Raw genomic sequence first — 13,525 nt, forward strand, 5'->3', positions numbered from 1 at the left:
CCATTCGTTTATGTTTTATCCGATGAAATTTATAAACTACTTTTGAGAAAAATCCCATGCATAACACCTTTTTCCTTTTTTTTAACAATTATATAAAATTATATTATAATTACCAAGAGAAAAGAGGTGTTATTTATGAAATTTGCATTGTTTTTAGCAACAGGTTTTGAAGAAGGCGAAGCAATTATTACAACTGATGTGTTACGACGAGGAGGCATTAAGCTAGAATTAATTAGTATTACTAAAGCATTAGAAGTTGTTTCATCACATGATGTTACGATTAAAGCTGATAAATTAATTGAAGATATTAAATATGAAGATTATGATGGTTTCATTTTACCGGGTGGTCGAATTGGTGTTGATAATCTTGCAAAAAATGAGATGTTAAAAGATTGGTTATTAAAAGCCAACAATGATCAAAAAACAATTGCCGCAGTTTGTGCAGCGCCCCAAATTTTAGGGCATTTAGGAATTTTAGACAATAAAGAAGCAACAAGTTATCCGGGATGTACCGAAGGGATGGAAAAGGCAATTTATAATGATGAAATGGCCGCTATTACTGATGGTCACATTATTACTGGGGTCTCAGTTGGTTCAACCATGAATTTTGCTTTAGCAATTGCTGATCAAGTTTTAGGAGCAGAAAAAGTAATGAAGCTTCAAAATGAATTAGTAATTCGTGATTAATTTAGTTATGTTAAATGTTTGCATAATAAATTTTAAAAGAGTAAAATTAATATACCTCAAATGAGCACATTAATTTTGTATAAATTTTTTAGCAACTCTTAAAAGTCATTCTGATAAATTTTCTTAATCCTTTGTTTAGATAAAAAAGAGTTTAAAATTTTAGTTGAGGTAGATATATTACTTTGTTATATTTAAATAACAATACGGTTTTTTAACTATAATTTAAATGAATATTAAGTTTATATTTTGTTTTATTTAAAACTGAACTACAATAAGGAGAAAAGAAAATGAAAAAGTTACTAGCATTTTTAGAAACTATTTCATTAGTTGGGTCAAATTCTGCTTTGATGACAGCATGTAATAGTAAAAAGAAGATGCAAATCTTGAAAATATTAAGCGAGAATTGTCACAATATGTTGAAACACCATTTTTGTTTTATCATCAAATGCAACAAGTGAACAGTTCGCAGCAATGTTAAGTAGTCGTCTTAATTTAGTCAGTTATAAATTAACTGTTAAAAATGATGCAACATTTGTGCAACCAAAAATTATTGATAATAATCATTCAGATGAAAAAATAGTACAAGCTAATATGTCAACTATTTTACAACAACAAGACCCTAAAAAATGTTTAGATGTTGTTAATGGAACTGCTAGTGTTAGTATTTTAAAAAAAAGATAAAGAAGAATTCAATGTTAAAATTCAATGAGTTACAAATGAGTTAATTCTTTTAAAAAATACTGTCAATAAAATTGACAATATGAGTGATAAATTACAAAATATTAATTTACCATTACCACCATTAGTAAAAGGAGTAAATATAACTTTTGCTGATTTATATACTTTTATTGGCTTATTGCCTTTACCAGAGAAAGAAATTATGGAGATTGATTTAACTAAAATTAATGAACCAAATTTTATTGAAAAATTTTTTAATTTTGTAGAAAACTCTTGATGAAATAAAAAAAATCATCAATATGATAACTTTAAAAGAAAATTATATAAACTTTTAATATTGTTATTTAACTTTTTTATACGTTAAAATATAATACCGATGATTGTTGGTTTGGCGTTAAACCTTTATGCTGGTATTTTCATTTTCAGAGATTTAAATAATTTTGAATGTTCGTGAAACCTAAGCCATGATAATGAATTAAGGATTCTTTAAGATTTGATTGTAATTTACTAATTTTATTTAACTTCCGATAACTATCATCATGATTTGTACTAGTTTTAGTTGCTAATAAAATAGAATTTGTTTGTTTTGCTACTAATAAATATAATGGTTGCATGTCAGAAATAATAATTGAATTTTCTTTGATTAATTGTTTATTAATATTTTCAATAATTCACTGTTTTTGTAATCGTTTTGTGTTGGTTGATTTAACATAAATATTATTATTGCTATCAACAGCCATTTGAATACAACATTTAGTGTTGGTTGAAAATGAATCAAGATGAATTTTTCTTTTATCAAATTTATCTTTAAAATTACCTTTGTGGATTTCTTTAATAAATGTTTCATCGATTTTAATTTGGCCATTTAACTTTTTAAATTTTAATTGGGTATTTTCTAATTGTTTTGATTTCATTATTTTTTGGCGATTATATTTATATCAAGCGGTTTTCGGTGATGTTTTAATAAAGTGGGAAATCATTTTACTAGATTGCCCTAATAATGAAATTTGAATCAATAAATTTCACTGTTCATAATTTAAATGACTTCAATACGTAAAATGATCACGAAAAGCATCAAAACTAGCACGACATTTTTTGCATAAATATTTTTGTTTTCCTTCAGGATTATGACCATTTTTAACACAATAAAAAGATTGACAATTAGGACATTTAATACCTTTATCCCTAAATTTTTGGTCAATTTCATTTAAGCGTTTTTGTTTTTTAATTAATTCTGCTTCTTTTTTGACTTTTTCATGAAATTCTAAAAATTGATCATCTGTTAAACTATTTATTAATTCTTCAATTATTTTTTCCATTAATTATTCACCTCTTATATTAAAAATATACCTAATTTTAGGTATATTTTATAAATATCAAGAGTTTTCTACAAAATTAAAGAAAAATATTGTAAATGTTTTCATGCATCGTGTTCATGCTCTGTCATTTTAATATTTCCTTTATATCTATAATTTTTATTAGCAACTGGTGATTGTAAAACATATTTTAAATTAAATAGGTATTTGCATAAAACTTTTAAACCACCGATAAATTTAGGTGTAGATAGTGGGTTTATTATTTTTAATCCCTTATGAAGTTGATAATCTTCAATTATTACAAGAACTTTATTTAAATAAGAACAAGTTTGCTTTTGAAAGTTGTTTAATATTTAATATTAAATAGATATTATTTATTGCTTATTCTTCGTTTTTAGAATGAAAAGTAATATTATTAATTATTTTCTGTTGCAAAACATTATAAATAATAATACCAGTTTGCCCACTTCCAGCAGGGTCAATTGCAATAATATATTTTAATTTATTTAGTTTATTTTTTTGTCAATTTGTAATATTTTTCATCCATCGGAAGCCAAATCTAAAATATCGTTAATTTTGTAATGCTGCATATAAGAAGCAATTACATCTCATTTGTTTTTAAATAAATTTAAGTACATTTTTGTTCATTATAAACATTGCAAATCATAATGATTTTTATTATGAGAAATACGACAATTAACAAGGTTACAATTAATTCAATCAAATGAAGTTGTTATTTCATTTCAAGTTTTATTAATATACAAACTTTTATATTATGTCATTATAATAATCCTTTCATTAATTAGTTTTGACTAATGCTCAATATTAATCAGTTACTTCATCTACTGAAACTGGATAAGCTCGTATCATTAATTATTGTAATTTACTTTCAATTTTTTTATTTCATTTTTTCATCAAATATTTTCCTTTCTGTAAAAAAATAATATTTTTTTATTGGTTAATATTTTGATATTTAGTAAATAATGTATTTTGTATTTTAGTATTTATTTAATTCGCCGCCCGCTTCACTTTTTTTTTGGGGGGGTGAGCGGGGGCGGTAGGATATTTAGACAGAGTTTATCCCCCTACGGAAATAAACAAAAAAAGTTTACCCAGTTATTAATTACGTTTCATCCACCCCTAGACAACTTTATATAAAGAAAATAACCTTTTGGAGCTCCAACCCTCTTGTTTTTTAGTGTCCGATATTGTTTTTTCGGTTTAACAGCACTCTTTTTATGAAAACAAGCCAAAAAAAACGCGCTCTGACATTTCGCGAGTGATTAATCTTGACGAGAATTAAAGAAATAAATAGGAATAAATCCATTCGCTTTCACACTTTCTTTAAGGCTTCGTGCCATAGATGAGTTATCCATCTTTAAGCATCAAAATATTAAGTTTTAAGCGTTGAATTATTCATCGGATAATACTTTTATTGAAAGGAAATTTATAAAAATATCATTTATTTTGTGTAGGGAAAACAGAATAACATCTGTTTTTATGATAAAAATTCTAAATTTAAAGATACTATCCGATGAATAATGCAAATAAATTTATTTTTTTAATAGAAAAATAAAAAAACAATCTCACAAGAATTGTTTTTTGCCGGTTCATCGTACGGGGCCGCCTGATTAAATTTTTATTTGTGATCGTCATAAGCAAGAATTAATATAAGGAAAAAAGCAGTTTATGCTTTTTTTAATTTTTAATAAAAAGAATTGACTTTTGTGTCAAACCAATATAAAATCTATAAGTGTATATTGTGAAAAGTGAGGTTAATAATTAATGGCATTAAAAGAAAAAGAATTTGGGCATTACGCTAAAAGAATTGATTACACAAAAGTAAGCGGGAATTTAGATTTACCAAACTTAATTGAAATTCAAACTGAAACATATGATTGATTCAAGAAAACAGGTATTAGCGAAGTGTTCGGGGAGGTATTTCCGATTGTTGGACATGAAGGAAATATCGTTTTAGAGATGTTAGATTGAGAATTTAGAGAGCCACGAAGAACAATTTCTCAAGCAAAAGATGAGTCAAAAATCTTTGAAGCACCAATTTATTCAAATTTAAAATTAACAATTAATTCAAAAGATTTAGAAGTTGAAAAAGCAATTGTTAAGGGAGAACCCGAATTAATTAAAGCTTGAATTGAAGAGCGTGTTGGGCATATGATTACAATTTTAAAAAAATCAACTGATGTTATTTATTATGATATTCATTCTGGCGATGAAACAGCAACATGTACAGTAACAATTAAAGAAAAATTAGATGATAAACTAATTATTGATATTACAATTGAAAAAGAAGGCGAAGTCTTTTTTGGTGATTTTCCACTAATGACAGGAAAAGGAACTTTTATTGTTAATGGTTCAGAAAAAGTCGTTGTTTCACAATTAGTTCGATCACCAGGAACATATTATAAAATTGATTTAAATCGTAAAAATGGAGAAAATGTTTACTATGTTGATTTAATTCCATCACGAGGGACATGGTTAGAGTTTGAATCAGATCATAAAAAAATTAAAGTTGGAAAAGAAGAAAAATTTGAGAATGTTTTTTATGTAAAAATAGATAAATCTAGAAAAGTGTCGGTTGCTAATTTCTTAACGGCGTTAGGAATTATTAAAGAAGATGCCCTAGAAATTTTTGGCGATAATAAATTAGTAAAAATCACCTATGAATTAGATCGATACACAGGTGATATTTCATATGACCAAAGTATTGCTGTTCAAGAAATTTATAAAAAAATTCGTTCAGGAGAAACAGCAACCCCAGATGGTGCGACAAAATATTTATATGGATTATTATTTGATAAACGTAAATATGATTTAACCAAAGCAGGACGTTTTAAATTAATTCAAAAATTATCAGTTGAAAATCGAATTTATAACAAAATATTAGCTGAAGACATTAAAGGTGTAAATGGTAAAGTTGTTTTTACCGAAGGAACGTTAATGGATAAAGAAGCCATTAACAAGTTAAAAGGAATTTTAAAAGCAGGAGCTTGTTTACAAGAAGTTAAATTTAGTGATGAAATTATTTGTTCTAATAAAATCCAAAAAATTAAAGTGTATGTTGATAATGAAGTTCGTTCACGTGTAGCAAATATTATTGGGATTGATCCTAATGCGACTGATGAATATGTAACAGTGCCCGATGTTTTGGCGACATTTTCATATTTATTAAATTTAACAGATGGAATTGGGGAAGTTGATGATATTGACCACTTAGGAAATCGTCGTGTTCGAACAATTGGGGAATTATTACAAAATCAATTTCGAATTGGCTTACTAAGAATTGAAAAAAATGTTAAAGAAAAAATGTCAACTTCAAATTTATTTAAAATGAAACCTTTAAATATTATTAATAATAAACCATTATCAGCAATTATTGGTGAATTTTTCAATTTATCACAATTATCACAATTTATGGATCAGACAAATCCTTTAGCTGAATTAACAAATAAACGTCGATTAACAGCCCTAGGACCAGGAGGATTATCAAGAGAACGCGCTGGGTTAGAGGTCCGAGATGTTCACTACTCACATTATGGCCGTATTTGTCCAATTGAGACCCCAGAAGGGCCTAATATTGGGTTAATTAATAACTTAGCAACATATGCCAAAATTAATTCATATGGATTTATTGAAACACCATATCGTCGTGTTATTGGTTACAAAGTTACAATGGAAAATGATTATTTAACAGCTGATGAAGAAAAAAAATATGTTGTTGCACAAGCTAATATTTGCTTAAGTGATAAGGGTGAAATTTTAGATGAACAAGTGGTTGCACGTTTCCAAGGAGAAAATATTATTGCTGGACGAAATGATGTTGACTATGTTGATGTTTCACCAAAACAAATTGTTTCAATTGCAACAAGTTGTATTCCATTTTTAGAAAATGATGATGCCAATCGCGCTTTAATGGGCGCTAATATGCAACGACAAGCAATTCCTTTAATTGCGCCAAATTCACCATATGTAGGAACAGGAGTTGAATATGCTGCTGCTCGTGACTCGGGATTAGCAATTGTTTCACAATATGATGGAACTGTTGATTTTGTTGATGCAACAAGAATTGTTTTAAAAACAAAAGAAGGGTTAAAAAATTATAATTTAGACACTTTTGTTCGTAGTAACCAAGGAACGTCATTAACTCATGTGCCATTAGTGCGTCAAGGACAAAAAGTTGAAAAAGGACAAGTTTTAGCTGATGGGCCATCAATTGATAAAGGAGAACTAGCATTAGGGCAAAATGTAGTAGTTGCTTTTACAACATGAAATGGTTACAACTATGAAGATGCGATTATTGTTTCAGAACGGTTAGTATCAGAAGATGTTTTTACATCAATCCATATTGAAGAATATACAATTGAACGTCGTCAAACAAAACAAGGACCAGAAGAAATTACTCGTGATATTCCTAATATTTCTGAAAATGCACGAAAATTTTTAGATGATGATGGATTAGTTATTATTGGGACAGAAGTTAAGCCCGGTGATATTTTAGTTGGAAAAGTAACACCAAAAGGACAAACCCAATTATCACCAGAAGATAAATTATTACAAGCAATTTTTGGTGAAAAATCAAAAAATGTTAAAGATAATTCATTACGAGTTCCAAATGGTGGTGAAGGAATTATTCAAGTAATTAAACGCTTTCCACGAGAAAAATATGAATTATCAGCTGATGTTTTAGAAGTTATTAAAGTTTATATTGTTCAAAAACGAAAAATCCAAGAAGGAGATAAAATGGCTGGTCGTCATGGAAACAAAGGGGTTATTTCGAAAATTTTACCGTTGGAAGATATGCCACATATCGAAGATGGAACACCAATTGATATTATGTTAAATCCATTAGGGGTACCATCACGGATGAATATTGGACAGGTGTTAGAAATTCATTTAGGAATGGCAGCGAAAAAGTTGGGACAAAAAATTTCAACTCCTGTTTTTGATGGAATGACAAATGAAGAATTAATTGAAATTATGGATAAAGCAGGAATGAAAAACTTTGGGAAAGAAGTTTTAATTGACGGTCAAACAGGTGAAAAATTTGATAATCCAGTTTCGGTAGGAGTAATGTATATGTTGAAATTATCACACATGGTTGATGATAAATTACATGCAAGAAATGTTGGACCATATTCATTAATTACGCAACAACCATTAGGAGGAAAAGCTCAAAATGGGGGACAGCGTTTTGGAGAAATGGAAGTATGAGCGTTAGAAGCTTATGGTGCAGCTCATACATTACGCGAAATTTTAACAATTAAGTCTGATGATATTAAAGGAAGAACACGTGCTTATGAATCAATTGTTAAAGATAAAAAGATTCCAGAACCAGGAATTCCAGAATCATTTAATGTGCTAACCCGTGAAATTCAAGGGTTAGGATTTAATATTCATATGATTGATGAAAAAGGAAACATTAAGAATATTAAGAGTTATGATGAAACAGATTATGTTGATGAAGACTTATTAACAGATAGTGATGAATTTGAAGATGAATTTGATATTGATAACTTTATTTTAAGTACTAATCGTGAGCCACAAAAAAATAATAATTTAGACGAATTTGTTAAAGTTGAAGATAGTTTTGACTTGGTAGATAATTTAAACGATGATGAGTTAGATGACATTGATGATGAACTTGATGAAATTAATGATCAATATGAATTAGATTAAGGGGGAAGAAAAAATGATTGAAAATAATGAAAAAAATAATCGTATGATTAAAATCGGCTTAGCGAACCCTGATGATATTCGTAGTTGATCATATGGGGAAGTAAAAAAACCAGAAACAATTAATTATAAAACATTAAAACCAGAACGCGATGGATTATTTGATGAAAAGATTTTTGGCCCAACCAAAAATTTTGAATGTGCTTGTGGGAAGTACAAAAAATCAAAAAATAAGGGAAAAATTTGTGAACGTTGTGGAGTAGAAATTACTGAAGCGATTGTTCGTCGTGAACGAATGGGACATATTGAATTAGAAGAACCAGTAACACATATTTGAATGTTAAAAGCAGCACCAAGTCGGATTGCTTTAATTTTAGATATGAAAACAAAAGAACTTGAAGAAGTTGTTTACTTTGTTTCATATATTGTATTAGATGCTGGTGATGCAAAATCATTAAAACAAAAAATGGTATTAGATTTAGGAAATGCTAAAACATCAGCGCAAACACGTCAACGATTAACAAAGACATTGCGTGAAATTTTAGATACGCTAGAACCTAACACAATTGCTTATGAAGTGGGAGAAACAATGATTGAAGATTTAAAAAATACTTCATTGCCATTTTCAATGGACGAATGTGCTCAGTTCATTAATTGTCATACTAATGCACGATTTGGAATTGGAGCAGAAGCTGTTGAAGCATTATTAAAAAATCTAAACATTGATGATGAAATTAAAAAAATTAAGCAAGATTTAAAAGATAAAAAAACACAATTAGATCAAAATAAATTAATCAAACGTTTAGAAGTCTTAGATTCATTAAAAAAATCATGTTCACGACCAGAATGAATGATCTTACGAGCAGTGCCAGTCATTCCACCAGATATTCGTCCAATTATTCAATTAGATGGTGGTCGTTTTACAACATCAGAAATTAATGATTTATATCGTCGAATTATTATTCGAAATGAACGATTAAAAAAAGTTAAAGCAATGGGAGCACCAAGTGTTATTGTTAATAATGAAAAAAGGATGCTACAAGAAGCCGTTGATGCTTTATTAGATAATGAACGTAAGGCGCGACCAGTAACTGGAAAAGATAAACGTCCATTAAAATCATTAACAAGTATTTTAAAAGGAAAACAAGGTCGTTTCCGTCAAAACTTACTAGGAAAACGAGTTGACTATTCAGGGCGGTCAGTTATTGCAATTGGACCTGACTTAAAAATGTATCAATGTGGGTTGCCGCGTGATATGGCCATTACATTATTTAAACCATTTGTTATTAGCAAATTAATCAAAGATGGTTTAGCAGCAAATATTAAAGTTGCGGAAAAATTAATTTTAAATCAAGATGATAAAGTATGAGAAGTTTTAGAAGAAGTTATTAAGACTCGTCCAGTGTTATTAAACCGCGCGCCAACGTTACACCGATTAGGAATTCAAGCATTTGAACCAAAATTAGTCAAAGGAAAAGCAATTAGATTACATCCATTAGTAACAACTGCTTTTAATGCTGACTTTGATGGTGACCAAATGGCGGTTCATGTACCAATTACAGAAGAAGCAGTTGCTGAAGCACGAAGTTTAATGTTAGGAAGTCGAAATATTTTAGGGCCAAAAGATGGTAAACCAATTGTTACACCAACCCAAGACATGGTGTTAGGGAATTATTATTTAACATATGAAGAAAAAGGACAATTAGGGGAAGGAACAATCTTTAAAGATTTAAATGAAGCTGTTATTGCATATGAAACCGGAGCTGTTGCCTTACATGCTTTAGTTGCTATTCCTGTTGTTGGTTTTGTAAATAAAAAATTCAAACCAGAACAAATGAAAGATTATATTATTACAACCCCAGGAAAAATTATTTTTAATCAAATTTTTAAAGAAGAGTTTCCATACTTAAATGAACCAAATGTTGAAAATTTAACAGCATTACTAGCTAGCTCATTAATTAAAGACAATGTTAATTTAGTTGAATATTTAGCGAGTTGAAAAGTTAATCCACCATTTAAGAAAAAAGATTTATCAAATATTATTGATCGCTACTTTAAACAATATGGAGCTAATAAGACTGCCGAAATGTTAGATAACATGAAAAATCTTGGTTTCAAATATTCAGGGAAATCAGGGGTAACAGTATCAGCGGGCGATGTTAAAGTTTACGACAAAAAACAAGAAGAATTTAAAGCGGCAGATCAAAAGGTAAAAGAAATTAATGATTACTTTAAAATGGGAATGTTGACAAGCCGTGAAAAACAACACCGCATTATTAGTGTATGATCAAAAGTTAAAGATAACATTCAAACTGAATTAGAACATGTTTTACGTGAAGACCCAAAAAATCCAATCTTTATGATGGCGGATTCAGGAGCGCGGGGAAATGTTTCAAACTTTACCCAATTAGTTGGGATGCGGGGGTTAATGAATAATCCAAAAGGAGACATTATTGAATTACCAATTAAGTCTTCGTTCCGTGAAGGTTTAACAGTGTCAGAATTCTTTATTTCAACCCATGGGGCACGAAAAGGTATGGCTGATGTTGCTTTAAAAACAGCTGACTCGGGATATTTAACAAGACGATTAGTTGATGTTTCACAAGAAATTATTATTACAATGAAAAATTGTAATGCTCGTCGTGGTTTTGTTGTATCAGACATTATTGATCAAAAACATGCTAACATTATTGTGCCATTATTTGACCGTTTAGTTGGTCGCTATAATTTAAAAGATATTAAATTAAAAAATGGTGAAGTTATTGCTGCTAATACATTATTGACTGAAGAAGATAGTCGAAAAATTGTTGATAATGATATTAAGGAAGTTATTATCCGTTCTGTTTTAACTTGTGAAGCAGAAAAAGGTGTTTGTCAACGTTGTTATGGGAAAAATCTTGCTACAGGAATGGAAGTTGAAATTGGTGAGGCAGTTGGAACAATTGCCGCACAATCAATTGGTGAACCAGGAACACAGTTAACAATGCGAACATTCCATACTGGTGGTGTTGCTGGGGGAACTGATATTACTCAAGGGCTACCACGGATTAAAGAATTATTAGATGTAACCACACCAAAAGGATCAATTGCTGTTATTTCTGAAATTGATGGAAAAATTAGCGATATTCGTGATGAAGGTGGAATTCATACCATTTATGTTAAATCAGATAGTGATGAACGAAAATATAAAACGCAATATAATGCTGTTTTAAGAGTTAAAGTTGGTGACAAAGTTTTTCGTGGTCAAAAATTGACGGAAGGTTCAATTAATATTAAAGAATTATTAGAAGTTGCCAAAATTGAAGATGTTCATAATTATATTTTAAAAGAAGTACAACGAGTTTATCGTTTACAAGGAATTGAAATTTCTGATAAATATATTGAAATTATTATTAAACAAATGTTAAATAAAGTTAAAATTATTGATGCTGGTGATACTGAATTATTACCAGGAGAAATTGTAACAATTAAACGCTATCGTAATGAAACAATTAACGCTGTTCGTTCAATGAAAAAGCCGCCAACAGCAAAACGTGTTATTTTTGGAATTAAAAAAGCGCCATTAGAATCTGAATCATTCTTATCATCGGCGTCATTCCAAGATACAACACGAGTATTGGTTAAAGCAATTATTAAAGGCAAAGTTGATTGTTTAGAAGGTTTAAAAGAAAACATTATGTTAGGACATTTAATTCCGGCTGGAACAGGATTAAAAAAACCCAAAGATATTATTACGGCTGGAATTGTAGCAAAATCTGAAGAATACTAAAAAGACCCAATGGTCTTTTTTTCTTGGGAATATTGAGAATAAATCTCTTTAATTTTGTAGAAAACTCTTGATATTTATAAAATATACCTAAAATTAGGTATATTTTTAATATAAGAGGTGAATAATTAATGGAAAAAATAATTGAAGAATTAATAAATAGTTTAACAGATGATTAATTTTTAGAATTTCATGAAAAAGTCAAAAAAGAAGCAGAATTAATTAAAAAACAAAAACGCTTAAATGAAATTGATCAAAAATTTAGGGATAAAGGTATTAAATGTCCTAATTGTCAATCTTTTTATTGTGTTAAAAATGGTCATAATCCTGAAGAAAAACAAAAATATTTATGCAAAAAATGTCGTGCTAGTTTTGATGCTTTTCGTGATCATTTTACGTATTGAAGTCATTTAAATTATGAACTGGATAGGCTACAATTATTAGGACCATAATTATATATACTTCAAAATTAGATAAAATTATTAAGAAAGAAGGAATATAAAAATGGGAAATAAAACTTCATACTCTGAAGAATTTAAAAAACAAATTGTCATGCTATATAAAAATGGTAAAAGTGTTATTAATCTAGGGCCGAATAAAACAGCCGAACTGGTCCAATAAGCTTTTCATAAAATAACACGACCATTAAATCAAATAACTCTATTTCATACTGATCGTGGTAATGAGTTTAAAAATAAAATCATTGATGAAATTTTAATAACTTTTAATATTAAAAGATCATTAAGCAATAAAGGCTGCCCTTATGATAATGCTGTGGCTGAAACAACTTACAAAACTTTTAAAACTGAATTTATTAAGGGTAAAAAATTTAAAAATTTAACACAATTAAAATACGAAATTTTTGATTTTGTGCATTGATATAACAATATTCGAATTCATGGCAGTTTAAATTATTTATCTCCAGTTACTTTTATAAAACAAATGTCTATATAAAAAGTGTCCTAAAAAGTGTTGCCATTCCAAACAGTGAAATTTATTGATTCAAATTTCATTATTAGGCCAATCTAGTAAAATTATTTCCCGCTTTATTAAAACATCACCGAAAACCGCTTGATATAATCGCCAAAAAATAATGAAATCAAAACAATTAGAAAACACCCAATTAAAATTTAAAACGTTAAATGGCCAAATTCAAATCGATGAAACATTTATTAAAGAAATCCACAAAGGTAATTTTAAAGATAAATTTGATAAAAGAAAAATTCATCTTGATTCATTTTCAACCAACACTAAATGTTGTATTCAAATGGCTGTTGATAGCAATAATAATATTTATGTTAAATCAACCAACACAAAACGATTACAAAAACAGTGAATTATTGAAAATATTAATAAACAATTAATCAAATAAAATTCAATTATTATT

At 28.6% G+C, this 13,525-nt stretch carries 9 protein-coding genes and 1 pseudogene; 8 read left to right on the top strand and 2 right to left on the bottom strand.

Translation table 4 applies throughout. From position 1 onward, the window contains the following. The first annotated feature begins 135 nt into the window (after positions 1–135). The 3 genes from AAHM76_RS03920 (at position 136) to AAHM76_RS03930 (ending at position 1,729) form a co-directional block, all read left to right on the top strand. A complete protein-coding gene (locus AAHM76_RS03920; RefSeq protein WP_342256769.1) occupies positions 136–687 on the top strand; it encodes a DJ-1 family glyoxalase III in 552 nt (183 codons plus the stop codon). Positions 688–1,158: 471 nt separating this feature from the next. Further along, on the top strand, positions 1,159–1,368 hold the full coding sequence (locus tag AAHM76_RS03925) for a hypothetical protein (RefSeq protein WP_342256770.1): 210 nt from the start codon (positions 1,159–1,161) through the stop codon (positions 1,366–1,368). A gap of 79 nt (positions 1,369–1,447) precedes the next feature. Continuing rightward, positions 1,448–1,729: a hypothetical protein gene (locus AAHM76_RS03930; RefSeq protein WP_342256771.1), complete on the top strand. Its 282-nt coding sequence runs from the start codon at positions 1,448–1,450 to the stop codon at positions 1,727–1,729. On the opposite strand, the gene AAHM76_RS03935 is transcribed toward AAHM76_RS03930, so the two are convergent. Both AAHM76_RS03935 and AAHM76_RS03940 read right to left on the bottom strand, forming a co-directional pair. Next, a complete protein-coding gene (locus AAHM76_RS03935; protein WP_342256772.1) occupies positions 1,719–2,684 on the bottom strand; it encodes an IS1/IS1595 family N-terminal zinc-binding domain-containing protein in 966 nt (321 codons plus the stop codon). The genes AAHM76_RS03930 and AAHM76_RS03935 overlap by 11 nt on opposite strands. A 378-nt stretch (positions 2,685–3,062) precedes the next feature. Next, positions 3,063–3,224, bottom strand: a complete 162-nt coding sequence (locus AAHM76_RS03940) for a hypothetical protein (protein ID WP_342256773.1) — start codon at positions 3,222–3,224, stop codon at positions 3,063–3,065. A gap of 1,242 nt (positions 3,225–4,466) precedes the next feature. On the opposite strand from AAHM76_RS03940, the gene AAHM76_RS03945 reads away from it, so the two are divergent. The 5 genes and pseudogenes from AAHM76_RS03945 to AAHM76_RS03960 all read left to right on the top strand — a co-directional run bounded on the left by AAHM76_RS03945 (position 4,467) and on the right by AAHM76_RS03960 (position 13,510). Continuing rightward, positions 4,467–8,375, top strand: a complete 3,909-nt coding sequence (locus tag AAHM76_RS03945) for a DNA-directed RNA polymerase subunit beta (protein WP_342256774.1) — start codon at positions 4,467–4,469, stop codon at positions 8,373–8,375. Between the two features lie 13 nt (positions 8,376–8,388). Beyond that, a complete protein-coding gene (rpoC, locus tag AAHM76_RS03950; RefSeq protein ID WP_342256775.1) occupies positions 8,389–12,141 on the top strand; it encodes a DNA-directed RNA polymerase subunit beta' in 3,753 nt (1,250 codons plus the stop codon). 272 nt (positions 12,142–12,413) lie between these two features. Then, positions 12,414–12,590 (top strand): IS1/IS1595 family N-terminal zinc-binding domain-containing protein, encoded by a 177-nt coding sequence (locus AAHM76_RS08495; RefSeq protein WP_425289462.1) that lies wholly within the window; start codon positions 12,414–12,416, stop codon positions 12,588–12,590. A gap of 136 nt (positions 12,591–12,726) precedes the next feature. Continuing rightward, positions 12,727–13,092: pseudogene (locus tag AAHM76_RS03955) on the top strand (transposase); the annotation flags it as partial. Positions 13,093–13,135: 43 nt separating this feature from the next. Beyond that, positions 13,136–13,510 carry a hypothetical protein gene (locus AAHM76_RS03960; RefSeq protein WP_342256776.1) on the top strand — a complete coding sequence of 125 codons (375 nt, stop codon included), beginning with the start codon at positions 13,136–13,138 and terminating at the stop codon, positions 13,508–13,510. Positions 13,511–13,525 lie beyond the last annotated feature (15 nt).

Origin of the sequence: Spiroplasma endosymbiont of Poecilobothrus nobilitatus, from assembly GCF_964030655.1 — a bacterium.
Classification (GTDB): Bacteria; Bacillota_I; Bacilli_A; order Mycoplasmatales; family Mycoplasmataceae; genus Spiroplasma.